The 20,327-nt window shown below is 68.1% G+C and carries 16 protein-coding genes and 3 tRNA genes; 2 read left to right on the forward strand and 17 right to left on the reverse strand.

From position 1 onward, the window contains the following. Nucleotides 1-458: 458 nt before the first annotated feature. The 11 genes from ACFYP4_RS24270 to ACFYP4_RS24320 all read right to left on the reverse strand — a co-directional run bounded on the left by ACFYP4_RS24270 (nt 459) and on the right by ACFYP4_RS24320 (nt 14,813). A complete protein-coding gene (locus tag ACFYP4_RS24270) occupies nt 459-4,358 on the reverse strand; it encodes a DNA-directed RNA polymerase subunit beta' (protein WP_358852970.1) in 3,900 nt (1,299 codons plus the stop codon). A 99-nt stretch (nt 4,359-4,457) separates the two neighbouring features. Beyond that, complete coding sequence (gene rpoB, locus ACFYP4_RS24275; protein WP_358852971.1) at nt 4,458-7,943, reverse strand: DNA-directed RNA polymerase subunit beta; 3,486 nt, start codon at nt 7,941-7,943, stop codon at nt 4,458-4,460. A 612-nt stretch (nt 7,944-8,555) separates the two neighbouring features. Then, entirely contained in the window at nt 8,556-8,939 is a 384-nt protein-coding gene (gene rplL / locus ACFYP4_RS24280) for a 50S ribosomal protein L7/L12 (RefSeq protein WP_358852972.1), read from the reverse strand. Between the two features lie 110 nt (nt 8,940-9,049). Then, a complete protein-coding gene (gene rplJ, locus ACFYP4_RS24285) occupies nt 9,050-9,580 on the reverse strand; it encodes a 50S ribosomal protein L10 (RefSeq protein ID WP_358852973.1) in 531 nt (176 codons plus the stop codon). 356 nt (nt 9,581-9,936) lie between these two features. Continuing rightward, complete coding sequence (locus tag ACFYP4_RS24290; RefSeq protein ID WP_388787953.1) at nt 9,937-10,806, reverse strand: DUF1396 domain-containing protein; 870 nt, start codon at nt 10,804-10,806, stop codon at nt 9,937-9,939. 81 nt (nt 10,807-10,887) lie between these two features. Then, the gene (locus ACFYP4_RS24295) at nt 10,888-11,748 is read right to left on the reverse strand and encodes a hypothetical protein (protein ID WP_388787956.1); all 861 of its coding nucleotides are present in this window, start codon (nt 11,746-11,748) and stop codon (nt 10,888-10,890) included. A gap of 186 nt (nt 11,749-11,934) precedes the next feature. Beyond that, nucleotides 11,935-12,660 (reverse strand): 50S ribosomal protein L1, encoded by a 726-nt coding sequence (gene rplA / locus ACFYP4_RS24300; protein ID WP_358852976.1) that lies wholly within the window; start codon nt 12,658-12,660, stop codon nt 11,935-11,937. A gap of 79 nt (nt 12,661-12,739) precedes the next feature. After that, complete coding sequence (gene rplK, locus ACFYP4_RS24305; RefSeq protein WP_030359033.1) at nt 12,740-13,174, reverse strand: 50S ribosomal protein L11; 435 nt, start codon at nt 13,172-13,174, stop codon at nt 12,740-12,742. A gap of 191 nt (nt 13,175-13,365) precedes the next feature. Further along, nucleotides 13,366-14,268 (reverse strand): transcription termination/antitermination protein NusG, encoded by a 903-nt coding sequence (nusG, locus tag ACFYP4_RS24310; protein WP_358852977.1) that lies wholly within the window; start codon nt 14,266-14,268, stop codon nt 13,366-13,368. A 77-nt stretch (nt 14,269-14,345) separates the two neighbouring features. Continuing rightward, nucleotides 14,346-14,633, reverse strand: a complete 288-nt coding sequence (gene secE, locus ACFYP4_RS24315; RefSeq protein ID WP_358852978.1) for a preprotein translocase subunit SecE — start codon at nt 14,631-14,633, stop codon at nt 14,346-14,348. Between the two features lie 107 nt (nt 14,634-14,740). Beyond that, nucleotides 14,741-14,813 (reverse strand) — tRNA-Trp (locus ACFYP4_RS24320). Nucleotides 14,814-15,026: 213 nt separating this feature from the next. Here ACFYP4_RS24320 and ACFYP4_RS24325 point away from each other — a divergent pair. Both ACFYP4_RS24325 and ACFYP4_RS24330 read left to right on the forward strand, forming a co-directional pair. After that, a complete protein-coding gene (locus ACFYP4_RS24325) occupies nt 15,027-16,253 on the forward strand; it encodes a pyridoxal phosphate-dependent aminotransferase (RefSeq protein WP_358852979.1) in 1,227 nt (408 codons plus the stop codon). 186 nt (nt 16,254-16,439) lie between these two features. Further along, nucleotides 16,440-17,459, forward strand: a complete 1,020-nt coding sequence (locus tag ACFYP4_RS24330) for an adenosine deaminase (RefSeq protein ID WP_358852980.1) — start codon at nt 16,440-16,442, stop codon at nt 17,457-17,459. Nucleotides 17,460-17,492: 33 nt separating this feature from the next. Here the strand turns inward: ACFYP4_RS24330 and ACFYP4_RS24335 are convergent, their stop codons facing one another. The 6 genes from ACFYP4_RS24335 to ACFYP4_RS24360 all read right to left on the reverse strand — a co-directional run bounded on the left by ACFYP4_RS24335 (nt 17,493) and on the right by ACFYP4_RS24360 (nt 20,162). Further along, the gene (locus ACFYP4_RS24335; protein ID WP_358852981.1) at nt 17,493-18,548 is read right to left on the reverse strand and encodes a UDP-N-acetylmuramate dehydrogenase; all 1,056 of its coding nucleotides are present in this window, start codon (nt 18,546-18,548) and stop codon (nt 17,493-17,495) included. Nucleotides 18,549-18,706: 158 nt separating this feature from the next. After that, entirely contained in the window at nt 18,707-19,135 is a 429-nt protein-coding gene (locus ACFYP4_RS24340; protein ID WP_388787965.1) for a MaoC family dehydratase, read from the reverse strand. A 1-nt stretch (nt 19,136) separates the two neighbouring features. Then, the gene (locus ACFYP4_RS24345) at nt 19,137-19,589 is read right to left on the reverse strand and encodes a MaoC family dehydratase N-terminal domain-containing protein (RefSeq protein WP_358852983.1); all 453 of its coding nucleotides are present in this window, start codon (nt 19,587-19,589) and stop codon (nt 19,137-19,139) included. Between the two features lie 128 nt (nt 19,590-19,717). Then, nucleotides 19,718-19,882 carry a 50S ribosomal protein L33 gene (gene rpmG / locus ACFYP4_RS24350; protein ID WP_003948671.1) on the reverse strand — a complete coding sequence of 55 codons (165 nt, stop codon included), beginning with the start codon at nt 19,880-19,882 and terminating at the stop codon, nt 19,718-19,720. A gap of 88 nt (nt 19,883-19,970) precedes the next feature. Beyond that, nucleotides 19,971-20,043 (reverse strand) — tRNA-Met (locus ACFYP4_RS24355). Nucleotides 20,044-20,089: 46 nt separating this feature from the next. Then, nucleotides 20,090-20,162, reverse strand: a tRNA-Thr gene (locus ACFYP4_RS24360). Between the last annotated feature and the right edge of the window lie 165 nt (nt 20,163-20,327).

Raw genomic sequence — 20,327 nt, forward strand, 5'->3', positions numbered from 1 at the left:
TTCCGCCGCAAGGCGAGAGGGCGCAGATTGCGGTGGCCGCTGACGGCTCCCCTTGCGGTTTGAAGGCACGCACGGGAGCCAGGGCACACCCCAGGCACAAGGTCTGAGCGTACCTATCGCATCCACTCCGGTCAAAACAAATGGTCTCGCGCGGGACACGCCGGGCTCGCCACACGATCGGCACACCACCGCGGCACCTCCGCGCCGCGGCCCGGCGTACCGCCCTGAGCCGCCCCAGAGGCCCCCCAGGGGCCCGGACCCCGCCGGCGCACTCACGGGTGCCGCCGGACGGTCGCGCGGCCCCAGCAGCCCGCAGAGCGCCCGTCACCGGCGGGCCGGCACCGCGGCCCCCGCCCGGCGGGCCGGAGCCCCACTCCCCCGCACAGCGCCCCCGCCCCCGGGCACGCCGACGGGCGGCCACCCCCGCAGGGATGGCCGCCCGCCGGCAGACGTACGCCTTACTGGTTGTACGGACCGTAGTCGTAGTCCTCCAGCGGAACGGCCTGGCCGGAGCCCGTGCCGAACGGCGAGTAGTCGATGTCGTCGTAGCCGACGGCCGAGTACATCGCGGCCTTGGCCTCCTCGGTCGGCTCGACCCGGATGTTGCGGTAGCGGGACAGGCCCGTACCGGCCGGGATGAGCTTACCGATGATGACGTTCTCCTTGAGGCCGATCAGGGAGTCGGACTTGGCGTTGATCGCCGCGTCCGTCAGAACCCTGGTCGTCTCCTGGAAGGACGCCGCCGACAGCCACGACTCGGTGGCGAGCGAGGCCTTGGTGATACCCATCAGCTGCGGACGGCCGGAGGCCGGGTGGCCGCCTTCCTGGACCACACGACGGTTCTCGGTCTCGAACTTGCCGCGCTCGACCAGTTCGCCCGGCAGCAGCTCCGCGTCGCCGGACTCGATGATCGTCACCCGGCGGAGCATCTGCCGGATGATGATCTCGATGTGCTTGTCGTGGATCGACACACCCTGCGAGTTGTAGACCTTCTGGACTTCGCCGACCAGGTGGACCTGGACCGCGCGCTGACCGAGGATCCGCAGCACGTCGTGCGGGTTGGTGGCACCCACGGTGAGCTTCTGGCCCACTCCGACGTGGTCGCCCTCGCCCACCAGCAGACGGGCACGCTTGGAGATCGGGAACGCCGTCTCGTCGCTGCCGTCGTCGGGGGTGATGACGATCTTCTTGGTCTTCTCCGTCTCCTCGATGCGGACACGGCCGTCCGCCTCGGAGATCGGGGCGACACCCTTCGGCGTACGAGCCTCGAAGAGCTCGACGACACGGGGCAGACCCTGGGTGATGTCGTCACCTGCCACACCACCGGTGTGGAAGGTACGCATCGTCAGCTGGGTACCGGGCTCACCGATGGACTGGGCGGCGATGATGCCGACCGCCTCACCGATGTCGACCAGCTTGCCGGTGGCCAGCGAGCGGCCGTAGCACATGGCGCAGGTACCGACGGCGGACTCGCAGGTCAGGACCGAGCGGGTCTTGACCTCCTCGATGCCGTGCTTGACCAGCTCGTCGATGAGGACGTCGCCCAGGTCGGTGTTGGCCGGGGCCAGCACCACGCCGTCGACGACGATGTCCTCGGCCAGCGCACGTGCGTACACGCTGGTCTCGACGTTGTCCGTCTTGCGCAGGACGCCGTCGGCGCCGCGCTCGGCGATCGCCAGGCGCAGACCGCGGTCGGTGCCGCAGTCCTCCTCGCGGATGATGACGTCCTGCGAGACGTCGACCAGACGACGGGTGAGGTAACCCGAGTCGGCGGTACGCAGAGCCGTGTCGGCCAGACCCTTACGGGCACCGTGCGTGGAGATGAAGTACTCCAGCACGGACAGGCCCTCACGGAAGGACGCCTTGATGGGACGCGGGATCGTCTCGTTCTTGGCGTTCGACACCAGACCACGCATACCGGCGATCTGACGCATCTGCATCATGTTTCCGCGGGCACCCGAGTCGACCATCATGAAGATGGGGTTCGTCTTCGGGAAGTTCGCGTTCATCGCCTCGGCGACCTCGTTGGTCGCCTTGGTCCAGATCGCGATGAGCTCCTGCGTGCGCTCGTCCTTGGTGATCAGACCGCGCTCGTACTGCTTCTGGACCTTCTCGTCCTGCGCCTCGTAGCCCTTGACGATCTCCTTCTTCGCCTCGGGAACGACGATGTCGGAGATGGCCACGGTGACGCCGGAGCGGGTCGCCCAGAAGAAGCCGGCCGCCTTCAGGTTGTCGAGCGTCGCCGCCACGATGACCTTGGGGTAGCGCTCCGCGAGGTCGTTGACGATCTCGGAGAGCTGCTTCTTGCCGACCTCGTAGTCGACGAACGGGTAGTCCTCGGGCAGCAGCTCGTTGAAGAGCGCGCGGCCCAGGGTCGTCCGCAGCCGGAAGGTGTCACCCTGCTGCCACTCGGGCTCGCCCTCCTCGCGGGCCGGCGGGGTCCAGCCGCGCGGCGGGATGGTGCCCACCGGGAAGCGGATGTCCACGCGGGACTGCAGCGAGAGCTCGCCGGCGTCGAACGCCATGATCGCCTCGGCGACGGACGCGAAGGAGCGCTCCTCGCCCTTGACGTCGCGCAGCTCGCCGTCCGTGGTCAGGAAGAACAGACCGAGGACCATGTCCTGGGTCGGCATCGTGACCGGGCGGCCGTCGGCGGGCTTGAGGATGTTGTTCGAGGACAGCATCAGGATGCGGGCCTCGGCCTGCGCCTCCGCGGAGAGCGGCAGGTGCACGGCCATCTGGTCACCGTCGAAGTCCGCGTTGAACGCGGTGCAGACGAGCGGGTGGATCTGGATGGCCTTGCCCTCGACCAGCTGGGGCTCGAAGGCCTGGATGCCGAGGCGGTGCAGCGTCGGCGCACGGTTCAGCAGAACCGGGTGCTCGGCGATGACCTCTTCCAGGACGTCGTACACGACCGTGCGGCCGCGCTCGACCATCCGCTTGGCGCTCTTGATGTTCTGCGCGTGGTTCAGGTCGACCAGGCGCTTCATCACGAACGGCTTGAAGAGCTCCAGCGCCATGGCCTTGGGCAGACCGCACTGGTGCAGCTTCAGCTGCGGACCGACGACGATGACGGAACGCGCGGAGTAGTCCACGCGCTTGCCGAGCAGGTTCTGACGGAATCGGCCCTGCTTGCCCTTCAGCATGTCGCTGAGGGACTTCAGCGGGCGGTTACCGGGACCGGTGACCGGGCGACCACGACGACCGTTGTCGAACAGGGCGTCGACGGCCTCCTGGAGCATGCGCTTCTCGTTGTTCACGATGATCTCGGGGGCGCCGAGGTCGAGAAGCCGCTTCAGGCGGTTGTTGCGGTTGATCACGCGGCGGTACAGGTCGTTCAGGTCGGAGGTCGCGAAGCGGCCACCGTCCAGCTGCACCATCGGACGCAGGTCCGGCGGGATGACCGGCACGCAGTCGAGGACCATGCCCTTGGGGCTGTTGGAGGTCTGCAGGAAGGCAGACACGACCTTCAGCCGCTTCAGCGCACGGGTCTTCTTCTGGCCCTTGCCGGTGCGGATGATCTCGCGGAGGCGCTCGGCCTCCTCGTCCAGGTCGAAGGACTCCAGGCGCTTCTGCAGCGCCGCGGCACCCATCGAACCGTCGAAGTACGTGCCGAAGCGGTCACGCAGCTCGCGGTAGAGGAGCTCGTCGCCCTCCAGGTCCTGGACCTTGAGGTTCTTGAACCGGGTCCACACCTCGTCGAGACGGTCGATCTCGCGCTGCGCACGGTCGCGCAGCTGCTTCATCTCGCGCTCGGCGCCCTCGCGCACCTTGCGGCGCACGTCGGCCTTCGCACCCTCGGCCTCGAGCTCGGCCAGGTCGGTCTCGAGCTTCTTGGCGCGGGCCTCGAGGTCGGCGTCGCGACGGTTCTCGACCTGCTGACGCTCGACGGAGACGTGCGCCTCCAGCGACGGCAGGTCACGCGTGCGGCGCTCCTCGTCCACGTACGTGATCATGTACGCGGCGAAGTAGATGACCTTCTCGAGGTCCTTCGGGGCCAGGTCGAGCAGGTAGCCCAGGCGCGACGGGACGCCCTTGAAGTACCAGATGTGGGTGACGGGAGCGGCAAGCTCGATGTGGCCCATCCGCTCACGACGCACCTTGGCGCGAGTGACCTCGACGCCGCAGCGCTCACAGATGATGCCCTTGAAGCGGACGCGCTTGTACTTGCCGCAGTAGCACTCCCAGTCCCGGGTCGGACCGAAGATCTTCTCGCAGAAGAGTCCGTCCTTCTCGGGCTTGAGCGTGCGGTAGTTGATGGTCTCGGGCTTCTTGACCTCGCCGTGGCTCCACTGACGGATGTCGTCAGCGGTTGCCAGACCGATCCGGAGCTCATCGAAGAAGTTGACGTCGAGCACTATGCGTCAATCCCTCTCAGGGTTGTAAGTCTTAGGGGTCTGAAACGGGGGTCCTGGGGCCGGCCGGGGCTCATCGCTGAGCCCCGGGCCGGACTCCCGTCAGACCTCTTCGACGCTGCTCGGCTCGCGCCGGGACAGGTCGATTCCGAGCTCTTCCGCAGCGCGGAAGACGTCCTCGTCGGTGTCGCGCATCTCGATGGACATGCCGTCCGAGGACAGCACCTCCACGTTGAGGCACAGGGACTGCATCTCCTTGATGAGCACCTTGAAGGACTCGGGGATGCCGGGCTCGGGAATGTTCTCGCCCTTGACGATGGCCTCGTAGACCTTCACGCGGCCGGTCACGTCGTCGGACTTGATGGTCAGCAGCTCCTGGAGGGCGTACGCGGCGCCGTATGCCTCCAGCGCCCACACCTCCATCTCACCGAAGCGCTGGCCACCGAACTGGGCCTTACCACCCAGCGGCTGCTGGGTGATCATCGAGTACGGACCGGTCGACCGGGCGTGCAGCTTGTCGTCGACCAGGTGGTGGAGCTTGAGGATGTACATGTAGCCGACCGAGATCGGCTCCGGGAACGGCTCGCCGGAGCGGCCGTCGAACAGCCTCGCCTTGCCGGACGGGAGCACCATGCGCTCGCCGTCGCGGTTCGGGATGGTGTGCTGCAGCAGACCCGCGAGCTCGTCCTCGCGCGCACCGTCGAAGACGGGGGTCGCGACGTTCGTGCCCGGGTCGACCTGGTCGGCGCCGATGGCCTGCAGGCGCTGCGCCCACTCCTCGCCGAGCCCGGAGACGTCCCAGCCGCGGCTGGCGAGCCAGCCGAGGTGAATCTCCAGGACCTGTCCCGGGTTCATTCGGGACGGGACACCCAGCGGGTTGAGGATGATGTCGACCGGGGTGCCGTCCTCCAGGAACGGCATGTCCTCGATCGGCAGGATCTTGGAGATGACGCCCTTGTTGCCGTGACGGCCGGCGAGCTTGTCACCGTCGGTGATCTTGCGCTTCTGCGCCACGTACACGCGCACCAGCTGGTTCACACCGGGGGGCAGCTCGTCGCCCTCCTCGCGGTCGAAGACGCGGACGCCGATGACCTTGCCGATCTCGCCGTGCGGCACCTTCAGCGAGGTGTCGCGCACCTCGCGCGCCTTCTCACCGAAGATCGCGCGGAGCAGGCGCTCCTCGGGGGTCAGCTCGGTCTCGCCCTTGGGCGTGACCTTGCCGACGAGGATGTCGCCGGCGACGACCTCGGCACCGATACGGATGATGCCGCGCTCGTCGAGGTCGGCGAGGACCTCCTCGGAGACGTTCGGGATGTCCCGGGTGATCTCCTCGGGGCCGAGCTTGGTGTCACGGGCGTCGACCTCGTGCTCCTCGATGTGGATCGAGGAGAGGACGTCGTCCTGCACGAGGCGCTGCGACAGGATGATCGCGTCCTCGTAGTTGTGACCCTCCCACGGCATGAACGCCACGAGCAGGTTCTTGCCGAGCGCCATCTCGCCGTTCTCGGTCGCCGGGCCGTCGGCCAGGACCTGTCCGGCGATGATCCGGGCGCCCTCGTCCACGACAACCTTCTGGTTGACCGAGGTGCCCTGGTTCGAGCGCGAGAACTTCGCGAGGCGGTACGTGGTGTACGTGCCGTCGTCGTTGGCGGTGGTGATGTAGTCCGCGGAGACCTCCTGGACCACACCGTCCTTCTCCGACTTCAGGACGTCACCGGCGTCGACCGCGCAGCGGTACTCCATGCCGGTGCCGACCAGCGGCGCCTCGGACTTGATCAGCGGTACGGCCTGACGCATCATGTTCGCGCCCATGAGGGCACGGTTGGCGTCGTCGTGCTCGAGGAACGGGATCATGGCGGTCGCGACCGACACCATCTGGCGCGGCGAGACGTCCATGTAGTCGACGTCGTCGCCCGGGATGTAGTCGATCTCGCCGCCACGGCGGCGGACGAGGACGCGGGACTCCTCGAAGCGCATGTCCTCGGAGAGGATCGCGTTCGCCTGGGCGATGACGAAGCGGTCTTCCTCGTCGGCGGTCAGGTAGTCGACGTCGTCGGTGACGACACCCTCGACGACCTTGCGGTACGGGGTCTCGACGAACCCGAACGCGTTGACCCGGCCGTAGGAGGCGAGCGAGCCGATCAGGCCGATGTTCGGGCCTTCGGGGGTCTCGATCGGGCACATGCGGCCGTAGTGCGAGGGGTGCACGTCACGGACCTCGAAGCCGGCCCGCTCACGCGACAGACCACCGGGACCCAGAGCCGAGAGACGACGCTTGTGCGTCAGACCCGACAGCGGGTTGTTCTGGTCCATGAACTGCGAGAGCTGGCTGGTGCCGAAGAACTCCTTGATGGAGGCGACGACCGGCCGGATGTTGATCAGGGTCTGAGGCGTGATCGCCTCGACGTCCTGGGTGGTCATCCGCTCGCGGACGACGCGCTCCATACGAGCCAGACCCGTGCGGACCTGGTTCTGGATGAGCTCGCCGACGTTGCGCAGACGACGGTTGCCGAAGTGGTCGATGTCGTCGGTCTCGACGACGATCGAGGTGCCGTTGTCACCGACGGTCTCGGTCTCACCGGCGTGCAGCTTCACCAAGTACTTGATCGTCGAGATGATGTCCTCGACGGTCAGGACGCCGGCGTCCAGCGGGGCTTCGCCGCCGAGCTTCTTGTTCACCTTGTAGCGGCCGACCTTGGCGAGGTCGTAGCGCTTGGGGTTGAAGTAGAGGTTCTCGAGCAGGGTCTGCGCGGCCTCACGGGTCGGCGGCTCGCCCGGACGCAGCTTGCGGTAGATGTCCAGGAGCGCGTCGTCCTGGCCCTGGGTGTGGTCCTTCTCCAGGGTGGCGCGCATGGACTCGTACTCGCCGAACTCCTCGAGGATCTGCTCGGTCGTCCAGCCGAGAGCCTTCAGGAGAACGGTGACGGACTGCTTGCGCTTGCGGTCGATGCGGACACCGACCATGTCGCGCTTGTCGATCTCCATCTCCAGCCAGGCACCCCGGGAGGGGATCACCTTGGCCGAGAAGATGTCCTTGTCGGACGTCTTGTCGATGGAGGAGTCGAAGTAGACACCCGGCGAGCGGACCAGCTGGGACACCACGACACGCTCGGTGCCGTTGATGACGAAGGTGCCCTTGTTGGTCATGAGCGGGAAGTCGCCCATGAAGACCGTCTGGGACTTGATCTCGCCGGTCTCGTTGTTGGTGAACTCGGCGGTGACGAAGAGCGGGGCCGCGAACGTGAAGTCGCGGTCCTTGCACTCGTCGATGGAGTTCTTGGGAGGCTCGAAGCGGTGGTCGCGGAAGGTCAGCGACATCGACCCGGAGAAGTCCTCGATCGGGGAGATCTCCTCGAAGATCTCCTCCAGACCGGACTTGGTGGGGACGTCCTGTCCGTTGTCCAGAGCCGCCTCGACACGAGCCTTCCACGCGTCGTTGCCGAGCAGCCAGTCGAAGCTCTCGGTTTGCAGCGCAAGAAGGTTCGGAACCTCGAGGGGCTCCTTGATCTTTGCAAAGGAGATGCGCAGCGGGGCGGTGCTGGCGCCGTTGTTCGTATTCGCGGTCGAGGCAGTGCGCGAGGCGGCCAAGAGGGGGTCCTTCCGAGGGCTCGGACTCACTACGCGCGTACCGGTCCCCGGCTGGTGCACCGGGACGGACCTTCCTCATTCGGCTGGGAAGACCAGCTCAGAGGCGATTCGATCATCGGTGCTCAAGCGAGGGCATGCCCCTGGTGACGGGCAGGAGGCAGCTAACAGGCAGCGCAAAGGGTCAGTGTAGCCACTAGGCTCACTGATGTCCAGTGCGGGTTTTTGAAGACCCTCGTTGCTCTCAACCCCTGCTGCAAGCCATGCCCTCGATGCACATCGATACTGCCCTCTTCGCCGCCGATCCATGCCTCGGATCCGGATCGTTGTGACGACGCGTCCTGAGAATTGCGCGCTCCGTGCGGTTCGTCAAGGCCCCCCAGGCCCGAACAAGATGCTGTCCACGTCACTCGCCGCCCGCCCCGGGGTCCGCCGGAGGCACGACGAAGATCACCATACTCGTCGCGACCGGCGGTGCAAGGCAGCCGCTCCGGGACCCCCTGAACGCCGAAGAGCGACCACCCAAGTGGGTGATCGCTCTTCGGTGCGTCGGCGTTACAGCGCTGCGTGAGCGGCTGTGTCAGCGCGCGTGAGCCCCTCGCGGGACTCGTGGTGTTACTTGACCTCGACGGAGGCGCCGGCGCCCTTGAGGGACTCGGCGGCCTTCTCGGCGGCGTCCTTGGCGACCTTCTCGAGGACCGGCTTCGGAGCGCCGTCCACGAGGTCCTTGGCCTCCTTCAGACCCAGGGAGGTCAGCTCACGCACGACCTTGATGACCTGGATCTTCTTCTCGCCGGCACCCGTGAGGATGACGTCGAACTCGTCCTGCTCGGCCTCGGCCTCGGCCGGGGCGCCGGCAACCGGGCCACCGGCGACGGCGACCGGGGCGGCGGCGGTGACGTCGAACTTCTCCTCGAAGGCCTTCACGAACTCGGCGAGCTCGATGAGGGTGAGGTTCTCGAACTGCGCGAGCAGCTCTTCCTGGGACAGCTTCGCCATGATGGCGTCCTTCCACTAATTCGGCAGGTGCCGGATGTACTGGTGAGGCGGGCGTACGTTCGGCCCGCTGCGACCGTCGCCGTCAGGCGGCGGTCAATGCGCGAGCCGAATTACTCGGCACCGCCCTGCTCGGCCTGCTTGGCACGAAGCGCCTCCGCGGTGCGGACGAACTTCGAGGGAAGCGCCTGGAAGAGCGCGGCAGTCTGGGACTGCTTGCCCTTCATGGCACCCGCCAGCTTGGCGAGCAGAACCTCGCGGGACTCGAGGTCCGCAAGCTTCTTGATCTCGTCGGCGGACAGCGCCTTGCCGTCAAGGACACCGCCCTTGATGACGAGGTTGGGGTTGTCCTTGGCGAAGTCACGAAGACCCTTCGCCGACGTCACCGGGTCACCGGTGATGAAGGCAACCGCCGTCGGACCGTTGAACAGGTCGTCGAGCTGGTTGATCCCGGCCTCGTTGGCCGCGATCTTGGTCAGCGTGTTCTTCACCACGGCGTACTGGGCGTCTTCACCGAGCGAACGACGCAGCGTCTTGAGCTGCGCCACGGTGAGACCCCGGTACTCGGTCAGCACGGCGGCATTCGAGCTGCGGAACTGGTCCGCGAGCTCGGCTACCGCGGCAGCCTTGTCGGGCCTTGCCATAAGCGTGGCCTCCTTCCGGGTGATGAGGACCGCTCAGAAGAGGCCGACAAAACAAAACGCCCCGGCGCAGGCGCAGGGGCGTGGCTCGACCTTTTGTCCGCAAGCGAACTCCGGGGAGCACATCCACAGTCACCTACGCGGGTCGTCCGCAGTTTCAGCGGATCCTTCGGCCACCGCACTCCCTCACGAGCGCACGGCAACGACCAGCGGTCTTTGGCTTCTCCGGAAGAGTACGCGAACGGATCGCCGTCGAGCAAATCCGCCCGGAAGGCCCCCGTCCGGGCTCCGGTACCCCCGCTCCCGCGAGGGTCCCGGCTCGCCCGGCACGGGTGCTCGACAGGCGCGTGAGCCGGCGCTCAGCCCTCCTGGGCGTCCCGCAGGGTCTCGGCCAGGTCGACCGTGTCCCCGGCGGCCGGCGCGCGCACCGTCACCGGCTTGTTGAAGTCGAGGAAGGTGACCGTCATGTCGAGCGGGCCCTTGTCGGCGGCGCCCCGCATCCGGAACTGCTTGGTGTGCTCGTCCGGGTCGATCCACATGTCCATGGTGACCTTGTCGATGCCCATGGTCTCGTACTGCTGGAGGCTCTTCTCCCGCGCCTCACGGGTGGCCTTGTCCTCGTCCTTGAGGGAGTCCCGGAACTCGTCGAGGGTGACCGTGCCCTTGTAGTGCGTGGTCTCGACGCCGTCCACCTTCTCGGTGCCGACCTTCTTCACGTCCTTGGAGCCGGTCAGGAAGGTGGACTCCTGGGCCGGGTTCTTCTTGACCTGGTCCTCCATGCCGGAGGCGCCGGCACCGGAGGAGCCGGCGTTCTTGCCCAGGTCCCCGAACTTGATCCAGTGCTTGCCGTCCATCTCCTTGGCGGCAGCGGCACCGCCGCCCATGTAGAGCGCGCCGTCGACGAACCGGAGCTCCACCTTGCCGCTGTCGGCCCCCGCGTCGAGCGCCGACATCTTCATGCTCATGGCCATCGGCTTCATGCTCATCGACGCCTCGGCCTCGACCCGGCCCTGCTCCGGGACCTTGCCGGTCATCCGGTACCGCAGGGACGTGATGTCCTCGGTGTTCTTCGCGGCCTCGGCCACGGCGGCCGCGGGCGTCATCGACGGCGACTCTCCGGCCTCGCTGTCACTCTTGGAACAGGCGACGGCGCTCGCGCCGAGAGCGAGGACGGTGAGCGCCACGCCGAGCGTGCGACGTCGTGCGGCTGTGCTTACAGCGGTCTTCATGGTTCCCCCCAGGAAACGTCGAGCAGGTTCACAGCAAGGTCGTGAGCCTATCCCGGACGCTCGACGTGTTCGCGCGAGTTCTCAGGGGGTCTCGGGGTCGACCAGATCCGCGAAGTCGACCGTGTCGTCGGCAGGCGGGGCCTCGGGGGTGGCGAAGCGGGTGCCGTAGTCCGCGTAGTACGCCGTGGTCACCAGGGCGCCCGAGGGGGTCTCCCCGCGCTCGGACCGCTTCACCAGCAGGCCCGCGGCGTCGACCCAGACGTCGACCCTCTCCTTGCGGACGCCGGCCTCGGTGAACCACTTCGCGAGGTCGGCGAGCTCGGCGCGGGTGAGCCCCGGGCGGGGGGCGTCCAGTGCGGCGACGGTCACCGTGCCCGAGTAGTGCGTGGTGCGGATGCCGCGGACCTGCTCCGTGCCGACCTCGTGGGTGTCGGGAGCCGCCAGCAGCAGCTCGACCGACTGCGCCGGGGTGAAGTTCGCGGAGGCGTCGTAGCCGTACTTGATCCAGTGCCTGCCGCGGCCGGAGACGGTGGCGAACCTGTCGCTCATCTTCGCGTAGTAGGTGTCGGAGACGAAGCGGGCCGGGGTGGACACGTTGCCCATCTCCCGCATGGTCGTGGCCCAGCTGCCCCCGGTGTACGTGATGGTCAGGGTGCCGGAGAGGCCGTCGGACCAGCCGAGGACGCCCTTGGACCGCGTGGCGACCATGTTGCCCCTGGCCGTCGAGCAGTCGACGCGGGCCGAACCCGCCTCGCGGGTGCGGCTGCGGACCTCGCTCAGCGTCCTGGTGACGGCGGTGCGGGCCGCGGCCTCCCGGGGGTCGTCCGTGCGCGGGGGCTTCCGCCCCGCGGGGTCCGCCGGGCCGCACCCGCTCAGCGCGCCGCTCAGCACACCGATCACGGCCAACGGCAGGCCCACGCGCCGCAGTACGGTGCTGATCATGTCCCCCACCCCTGAGCGATGACTGTGATCCGCACGCTAGCGCAGCCCACCGGCACAGATGTCCCGATCGCGTGTCCCGGGGGGCCGGACTCGGGGACGGAAGACGGACGGGCCCCGCACCTCGAAAGGTGCGGGGCCCGTCCTGGGTTCGCGTGCGCGACGCGGCTACCGGAGTGAGCGGGAGGCTCAGACGGCGGCCGGGTCCTCCTCGACGAGGAGGTTGCGGGTGCGGTTCGGGTCGACCGGAACGCCGGGGCCGATCGTGGTGCTGATCGCGGCCTTCTTGATGTACCGACCCTTGGCGGCCGACGGCTTCAGACGAAGGATCTCGTCCAGCGCGGCGCCGTAGTTCTCCACCAGCTGGGTGTCGTCGAAGGACGCCTTGCCGATGATGAAGTGCAGGTTCGAGTGCTTGTCGACGCGGAACTCGATCTTGCCGCCCTTGATCTCGGTCACGGCCTTGGCCACGTCCGGGGTCACGGTGCCGGTCTTCGGGTTCGGCATCAGACCACGCGGGCCGAGGACACGGCCCAGGCGGCCGACCTTGCCCATGAGGTCCGGGGTGGCGACGACGGCGTCGAAGTCCAGACGGCCCTTCGCCACCTCGTCGATGAGCTCGTCGGAGCCGACGATGTCGGCGCCCGCGGCAGTCGCGGCCTCGGCACGGTCACCGGTCGCGAAGACCAGGACCCGGGCGGTCTTACCGGTGCCGTGCGGGAGGTTCACGGTGCCACGGACCATCTGGTCGGCCTTGCGCGGGTCGACACCCAGGCGGAAGGCGACCTCGACGGTGCCGTCGAACTTGCTCGTGGAGGTCTCCTTGGCGAGACGGACGGCCTCGAGCGGGGCGTAGAGCTTGTCCCGGTCGATCTTGGCGTCCGCAGCGCGGAGAGACTTGCTGCGCTTGCTCACTACTGCTCCTGTGTTCTCTGAGGAGTCGTGGTCCGGGCCGAGCAGGCCCTTCCACGGTTCAAGACTTACGAGGTGGGTTTCAGCCCTCGACCGTGATGCCCATGGAACGGGCGGTGCCGGCGATGATCTTCGACGCGGCGTCCAGGTCGTTGGCGTTCAGGTCGGGCATCTTCGTGGTGGCGATCTCGCGGACCTGCGCCTGAGTGATCTTGGCGACCTTGGTCTTGTGCGGCTCGCCGGAGCCCTTCTCCACACCCGCGGCCTTGAGGATCATCTTCGCGGCCGGCGGCGTCTTGGTGATGAAGGTGAAGGAGCGGTCCTCGTAGACCGTGATCTCCACCGGGATCACCCAGCCACGCTGCGACTCGGTCGCGGCGTTGTAGGCCTTGCAGAACTCCATGATGTTGACGCCGTGCTGGCCCAGCGCGGGGCCGACAGGCGGAGCCGGGTTGGCGGCGCCGGCCTGGATCTGGAGCTTGATGAGCCCCGTGACCTTCTTCTTCTTGGGAGGCATTCCGGGTCCTCTTTCGTTTTCGCCTTCCTACGTCCGAGTCGCCCCAGACGGCTGCCTCGACCGGACCAATGATCCGTATGGAGGCATACCGCACAACGATAACGGGTATCTGTGCGCGGCCAAAAACCGAGCAGGTCAGACCGGCTGCGAGCGCCTGTCTGACCTGGTCGGAGGCATCTGTTCCAGAAGGGCTAGTTCTTCTGGATCTGGTCGAAGGAGAGCTCGACCGGGGTCTCGCGGCCGAAGATCTCGACGAGGCCCTTGACCTTCTTCGAGTCGGCGTTGATCTCGTTGATCGTCGCCTGCAGCGTCGCGAACGGGCCGTCGGTGACCGTGACCGAGTCGCCGACCTCGAAGTCCAGCACCTGGACTTCGAGCTTGCGGGCCGGAGCCGGCTTGCCCTCGGCCTCGGCGGCCTCGCGGGCGGCCTTCTCCTCCGCCTCCGGGGCGAGCATCTTGACGATCTCGTCCAGGGTCAGCGGGTACGGGTCGTAGGCGTTGCCCACGAAGCCGGTGACGCCGGGGGTGTTGCGGACGACGCCCCAGGACTCGTTCGTCAGGTCCATGCGCACCAGCACGTAGCCGGGGAGCTTGTTCTGGCGGATGGTCTTGCGCTCGCCGTTCTTGATCTGCGCGACCTCTTCCTGCGGCACCTCGGCCTGGAAGATGAAGTCCTCGACGTTCAGCGAGACGGCGCGCTGCTCGAGGTTGGTCTTCACGCGGTTCTCGTAACCGGCGTACGTGTGGATGACGTACCACTCGCCGGGCAGGGCGCGGAGTTCCTCACGCAGAGCGGTGACGGGGTCGACCGGCTCGGCCTCTTCCTCGGCGTCCTCGGTGACGGCCTCGTCGGAGGCGGCGTCGTCCTCGGTGTCCGCGGCGGGCTCGGTGTCCTCGTCGGACTCGGTGTCCTCGGTGGACTCGTCGGACTCGTCCTCGACGCTCAGAGCCGCTTCCTCGGCGGGCTCGCCCGCCTCGGCGTCGGCAGCCTCGGCCTGGTCCGGGTCCTCGGCGTCCGCCGCCTCAACGATGTCGAGCTCGTCCTCAGCGGACTCGACCGACTCGGTGGCGTCGTTCAGGTTCGGGTCAGACACGGTGGCTGCTTCTTCCTGGATACATGGGGGTGGAACACGCGAAAGGGGCGCCGGTGACGGCGCCCTTCGCTCTTGGCTCAGCCGAAGACGTACTTGGCGGCGTGATCGAGTCCATAGTCAATCACGGTGACCAGACCGATCATGATGATGACGAATACGATCACTACGGTCGTGTACGTCGTCAGCTGATGGCGGGACGGCCAGACGACCTTGCGGAGCTCCGCGACGATCTGGCGGTAGAAGAGGGCAAGGCGCTTCAGCGGGCCCTTCTTGGCACGCTTTCCGCCCTTGCGGGTCTTCTTCTTGGACTCCGGCGCCTCGTCCTGGGCATCAGGCATGTCGATGGAGCCCACGGCGTCCGTCACTCGTCCTCACCTGATTCCGGGTCGTGGCCGCGCCGCGCCCGGTTGAGCCGCACGGCGGTGCAAAGCAGTACGTACATGCGCACACATCCTGGCGAAGGAGTGTGTAGCAGGGCCGGAGGGACTTGAACCCCCAACCGCTGGTTTTGGAGACCAGTGCTCTACCAATTGAGCTACGACCCTTTGGTTCCCCCAACGTACCGCATCCGCCCGGGTGCTCGGTGTGCACCGGGTGGGCGCGGCCGGTGAAGGCCAACGAGGTGTGAGTGTACGTGCTCGGCGGCCGGTCGTCGAACAGAAAGTGTCCGTACGGGCTTTGTCCGTGGTCGATCCGCGGGTGTTCAGTCTGTGAAACCCGCGTACCCGGGACGTTTCCGGTCTGAAACTATGGGCGCCATGAGCGCTGCAACCCCTCCCACCGAGCGCCGGGTCTCCGCCCGGATCGGTGCGATCTCCGAGTCCGCCACCCTCGCCGTGGACGCCAAGGCGAAGGCCCTCAAGGCCGCCGGGCGTCCGGTGATCGGCTTCGGCGCCGGTGAGCCCGACTTCCCGACCCCGGACTACATCGTCGAAGCCGCCGTCGAGGCGTGCAAGAACCCGAAGTACCACCGCTACACGCCGGCGGGCGGTCTGCCCGAGCTGAAGGCCGCGATCGCCGCGAAGACGCTGCGCGACTCCGGCTACGAGCCGGACGTCTCCGAGGTCCTCGTGACCAACGGCGGCAAGCAGGCCATCTACGAGGCCTTCGCCGCGATCCTGGACCCGGGCGACGAGGTCATCGTCCCGGCGCCGTACTGGACGACCTACCCGGAGTCGATCCGGCTCGCCGGTGGCGTGCCGGTCGAGGTGGTCGCCGACGAGACCACCGGCTACCGCGTCTCGGTCGAGCAGCTGGAGGCCGCCCGCACGGAGAAGACCAAGGTCGTCCTCTTCGTCTCGCCCTCGAACCCGACCGGCGCGGTCTACACCGAGGCCGAGACCGAGGCCATCGGCCGCTGGGCCGTCGAGCACGGCCTGTGGGTGCTCACCGACGAGATCTACGAGCACCTGGTCTACGGGGACGCGGTCTCCGTGTCGCTGCCGGCCCTGCTGCCGGAGCTGCGCGACAAGTGCATCGTCGTCAACGGCGTCGCCAAGACCTACGCGATGACCGGCTGGCGCGTGGGCTGGATCATCGGTCCCAAGGACGTCGTCAAGGCCGCGACCAACCTGCAGTCGCACGCCACGTCGAACGTCTCCAACGTGGCCCAGGTCGCCGCGCTGGCCGCCGTGTCGGGCGACCTGGAGGCGGTCGCGCAGATGCGTGAGGCCTTCGACCGGCGCCGCAAGACCATCGTGCGCATGCTGAACGAGATCCACGGCGTGCTCTGCCCGGTGCCGGAGGGTGCTTTCTACGCGTACCCCTCGGTGAAGGCGCTGCTCGGCAAGGAGATCCGCGGCAGGCGTCCGCAGAACACGGTCGAGCTGGCCGCGCTCATCCTGGAGGAGGCGGAGGTCGCGGTCGTCCCGGGCGAGGCCTTCGGCACGCCGGGTTACCTGCGTCTGTCGTACGCGCTGGGCGACGACGACCTGGTCGAGGGTGTCTCGCGGATCCAGAAGCTGCTGGCGGAGGCTCGCGACTGACCCGGTCGTACGCCGTCAGGGGCGTCGTACCCCTTTTTCGCGCTCCACGCGCGTGTGCGGACCGTCCTCCTCCGGGAGGGCGGTCCGCTTCTTCGTTCGGGAGGGCAGTCCGCTTCTTCGTTCGAGCAAGACCACGATCAGGGAAAACGCTACCGGTGGGGCATTCCCGTACGGCAGGATCCTGGGATGGAGCGTGTACGTGATCTCTCTGAACTGCCCAAGGCCCATCTGCACCTGCACTTCACGGGGTCCATGCGCCCCAGCACGTTGCTCGAGCTGGCCGACAGGCACGGTGTCCGGCTGCCGGACGCGCTGACCGGCGCGGAGCCGCCGCAGTTGCGGGCGACCGACGAGCGGGGCTGGTTCCGTTTCCAGCGGCTGTACGACGCGGCCCGGTCGTGCCTGCAGGATGCCGAGGACATCCGGCGTCTGGTGCGCGAGGCCGCCGAGGAGGACCTGAAGGACGGCTCGGGGTGGCTGGAGATCCAGGTCGATCCGACGTCGTACGCGCCTCGTCTGGGCGGGCTCATCCCGGCCATGGAGGTCATCCTGGACGCGGTGGACTCGGCCGTGCGGGAGACCGGCCTCGGGATGCGGGTCGTGGTGGCCGCGAACCGGATGAAGCACCCGCTTGACGCCCGCACGCTGGCCCGCCTGGCGGTGCGGTACGCGGACCGCGGCATCGTCGGCTTCGGGCTCTCCAACGACGAACGGCGTGGCATGGCGCGGGACTTCGACCGGGCCTTCGCGATCGCGCGCGAGGGCGGGCTGCTGTCGGCGCCGCACGGCGGCGAGCTCGCCGGGCCCTCGTCCGTGCGGGACTGCCTGGACGACCTGCACGCCACGCGGATCGGGCACGGGGTGCGGGCCGCGGACGACCCACGGCTGATGAAGCGGCTGGCGGACCGCCAGGTGACCTGCGAGGTCTGCCCGGCGTCCAACGTCGCCCTCGGTGTCTACGAGAAGCCCGAGGACGTACCCCTGAGGACTCTGTTCGAAGCCGGGGTCCCGATGGCCCTCGGGGCGGACGACCCGCTCCTGTTCGGCTCGCGTCTCGCCGCCCAGTACGAGATCGCCCGCCGCCACCACGGCTTCAGCGACGCGGAACTGGCCGAGCTGGCCCGGCAGTCCATCCGCGCCTCGGCCGCCCCCGAGGACGTCCGCGCGAAGCTGTTGTCCGGAGTCGACGACTGGCTCGCCTCGTGAGGCCCTTCGGCCCGGTCGGACGGCTCCGTCGCCTCAGAGGCTGACGCCCACCGTCACCGGCTCGTTGACCAGCGTGATCCCGAAGGCGTCGCGCACGCCTTCGACGACCTCGCGGGCGAGCGCGAGCAGGTCGTCGGTGGTGGCCCCGCCGCGGTTGGTGAGCGCGAGGGTGTGCTTGGTGGAGATCCGGGCGGGCCCGGTGCCGTAGCCCTTGGTGAAGCCGGCCTTGTCGATCAGCCAGGCCGCGGAGGTCTTGGTGTGGCTGTCCCCGGCCGGGTACGCCGGTGCCATGGCGTCGTCGCCGAGCCGCTCCCGCACGCGCGCGTGGAACGCCGCGAACTCCTCGTGCGTGAGGATCGGGTTGGTGAAGAACGATCCGGCCGACCAGGTGTCGTGGTCCTCGGGGTCGAGGACCATCCCCTTGCCGGACCGCAGTTTCAGGACGGTCTCCCGGGCGGCGGCGAGGGGCACGCGGTCGCCCGGTTCGACGCCGAGGGCGCGCGCCGTCTCGGCGTACTTGACCGGCGCGGAGAGCCCGGCCGCGTCCTCGAGCTCGAAGCGGACGCGCAGGACGACGTAGCGCTCGGGGTCCGCCTTGAAGCGGCTGTGGCGGTACGAGAAGGCGCAGTCGGCGTTGGCGAGGGTGACCGTCTCGCGCGTGACGCGGTCGTACGCGACCACCTCGGTGATGGCCGACGACACTTCCTGGCCGTACGCGCCGACGTTCTGGATGGGGGTCGCGCCCGCCGAGCCGGGGATCCCGGCGAGGCACTCGACGCCGGCGAGTCCGGCCTCGACGGTGCGGGCGACCGCGTCCGTCCACACCTCGCCGGCGGCCAGTTCCAGCCGCGTCCCGTCGAGTCCGACGCCGGTCGTGGCGATGCGCAGGGCCGTCCCGGCGAAGCCCTTGTCGCCGATGACCAGGTTCGATCCGCCGCCGATGAGCAGCAGCGGCGTCCCGCTGTCGTCGGCCTCGCGGACGGCGGCGATCACCTCGGCGTCGGTCGTGGCGGTGATCAGCCGGTCGGCGGGCCCGCCGAGCCGGAAGGTGGTCAGGGGGGCGAGCGGAGCGTCGTGGAGTTCCTGCACGGGCTCAAGAGTACGAGAGAGCGGGGGAGCATCCGCCCATCGGTGGGGCCCGGCGCGGGTCCGGCCGCCCCGGGGGCCCTGGTGGGCATCCACCGCCCGGAAGGGGCGGGGGTGCCGAGGCGACTACGCCCGCTGCCTTCGCCGCGGTCCGGCGGCGCTTACGCCAGTCGTACGACCGCCCGTGAGATCCCGAGCACCTTCTGTCCGGCGCTCATCGCCGTGAGGTCGACGCGGACGGTGTTGTCGTCGAGCTTGGCCGCGACCTTGGCGCTGACCTCGATCGTCGCGCCGTGATCGTCGTTCGGGACGACGACGGGCCTGGTGAAGCGGACGCCGTACTCGACGACCGCGCCCGGGTCGCCCACCCAGTCGGTGACGACGCGGACGGCCTCGGCCATCGTGAACATGCCGTGCGCGATGACGTCGGGGAGACCGACCTCGACCGCGAACTTCTCGTTCCAGTGGATCGGGTTGAAGTCCCCGGAGGCGCCCGCGTACCGCACGAGCGTGGCACGCGTCACGGGGAAGACCTGGGCCGGCAGTTCCGTGCCGACCTCGACGTCCGCGTAAGAGATCTTCGCCGTCATGTCAGTCCTCCTCCGCCGCACGCGCGACGAGCTTCGTGCGAGCCGTCACCACGTGCTCGCCCGTCTCGTCGTGGACCTCACCGCGGATGTCCACGACGTCGTTGCCCGCGAGGGACTTGATCGACTCGATGGTCGAGGTGACCGTGAGCCGGTCGCCCGCGCGCACCGGCCGGGTGTAGGCGAACTTCTGGTCGCCGTGCACCACGCGGTTGTAGTCGAGGCCCAGTTGGGGGTCCTGGACGACCTGCCCCGCGGCCTTGAAGGTGATCGCGAAGACGAAGGTCGGCGGGGCGATCACATCGGCGTACCCGAGCGCCTTGGCGGCGTCGGGGTCCGTGTACGCGGGGTTGGCGTCCCCCACGGCCTCCGCGAACTCGCGGATCTTCTCCCGGCCGACCTCATAGGGGTCGGTGGGCGGGTAGGACCGCCCCACGAAGGACTGGTCGAGCGCCATGGACTCGGCACCTCCTGGTTTCAGCCGGAACAACGAGTCTCAGCCGAGGTCCACGGTGGGACGCTCGGCGGGTGAACGACGCGAGGCCGCCCCCGTTGCTGGGGACGGCCTCGTGTACGAGCCTGAAACTATCGCGTTTCGCGGTGCGCGGTGTGCGCGTTGCAACGCGGGCAGTGCTTCTTCATCTCCAGTCGGTCCGGGTTGTTACGCCGGTTCTTCTTGGTGATGTAGTTCCGCTCCTTGCACTCCACGCAGGCCAGCGTGATCTTCGGGCGGACGTCGGTGGCAGCCACAGGAGTGCTCCTTGACGAACGGATGGGACGATTAACGCATAGAAGAGTAGCCGATCGAAGGACCGACCCAACAATCGGCTACTGTCAGTAGCGGTGACCGGACTTGAACCGGTGACACAGCGATTATGAGCCGCTTGCTCTACCGACTGAGCTACACCGCTGAGATGCGATCGGGCCCCGCCTTGCGACGGGAACCTCACACACCAGAGCCCCAATACGGAATCGAACCGTAGACCTTCTCCTTACCATGGAGACGCTCTGCCGACTGAGCTATTGGGGCGAGCGATGAAGACATTACACGGTCGGTCGCCGATCGCCCAAATCCGTTTCGCGGCACCTGCCCCGGGGTGTCTCCCACCCGTCACTCAGGGCGTCCGACGGCCGTACTACGGACGGTCGAAGGGGTGAGTCGCGGCCGTACGCCGGGGGTTCCACAGCCTCTGCG

Source organism: Streptomyces sp. NPDC005551 (assembly GCF_042871785.1).
GTDB lineage: Bacteria > Actinomycetota > Actinomycetes > Streptomycetales > Streptomycetaceae > Streptomyces.

Excerpts from the sequence above, each read along its gene's own strand:
- rplL (WP_358852972.1), bottom strand. The coding sequence starts at position 8,939 with ATGGCGAAGCTGTCCCAGGAAGAGCTGCTCGCGCAGTTCGAGAACCTC.
- rplJ (WP_358852973.1), bottom strand. The coding sequence starts at position 9,580 with ATGGCAAGGCCCGACAAGGCTGCCGCGGTAGCCGAGCTCGCGGACCAG.
- ACFYP4_RS24290 (WP_388787953.1), bottom strand. The coding sequence starts at position 10,806 with ATGAAGACCGCTGTAAGCACAGCCGCACGACGTCGCACGCTCGGCGTG.
- ACFYP4_RS24295 (WP_388787956.1), bottom strand. The coding sequence starts at position 11,748 with ATGATCAGCACCGTACTGCGGCGCGTGGGCCTGCCGTTGGCCGTGATC.
- rplK (WP_030359033.1), bottom strand. The coding sequence starts at position 13,174 with ATGCCTCCCAAGAAGAAGAAGGTCACGGGGCTCATCAAGCTCCAGATC.
- ACFYP4_RS24325 (WP_358852979.1), top strand. The coding sequence starts at position 15,027 with ATGAGCGCTGCAACCCCTCCCACCGAGCGCCGGGTCTCCGCCCGGATC.
- ACFYP4_RS24330 (WP_358852980.1), top strand. The coding sequence starts at position 16,440 with ATGGAGCGTGTACGTGATCTCTCTGAACTGCCCAAGGCCCATCTGCAC.
- ACFYP4_RS24340 (WP_388787965.1), bottom strand. The coding sequence starts at position 19,135 with ATGACGGCGAAGATCTCTTACGCGGACGTCGAGGTCGGCACGGAACTG.
- ACFYP4_RS24345 (WP_358852983.1), bottom strand. The coding sequence starts at position 19,589 with ATGGCGCTCGACCAGTCCTTCGTGGGGCGGTCCTACCCGCCCACCGAC.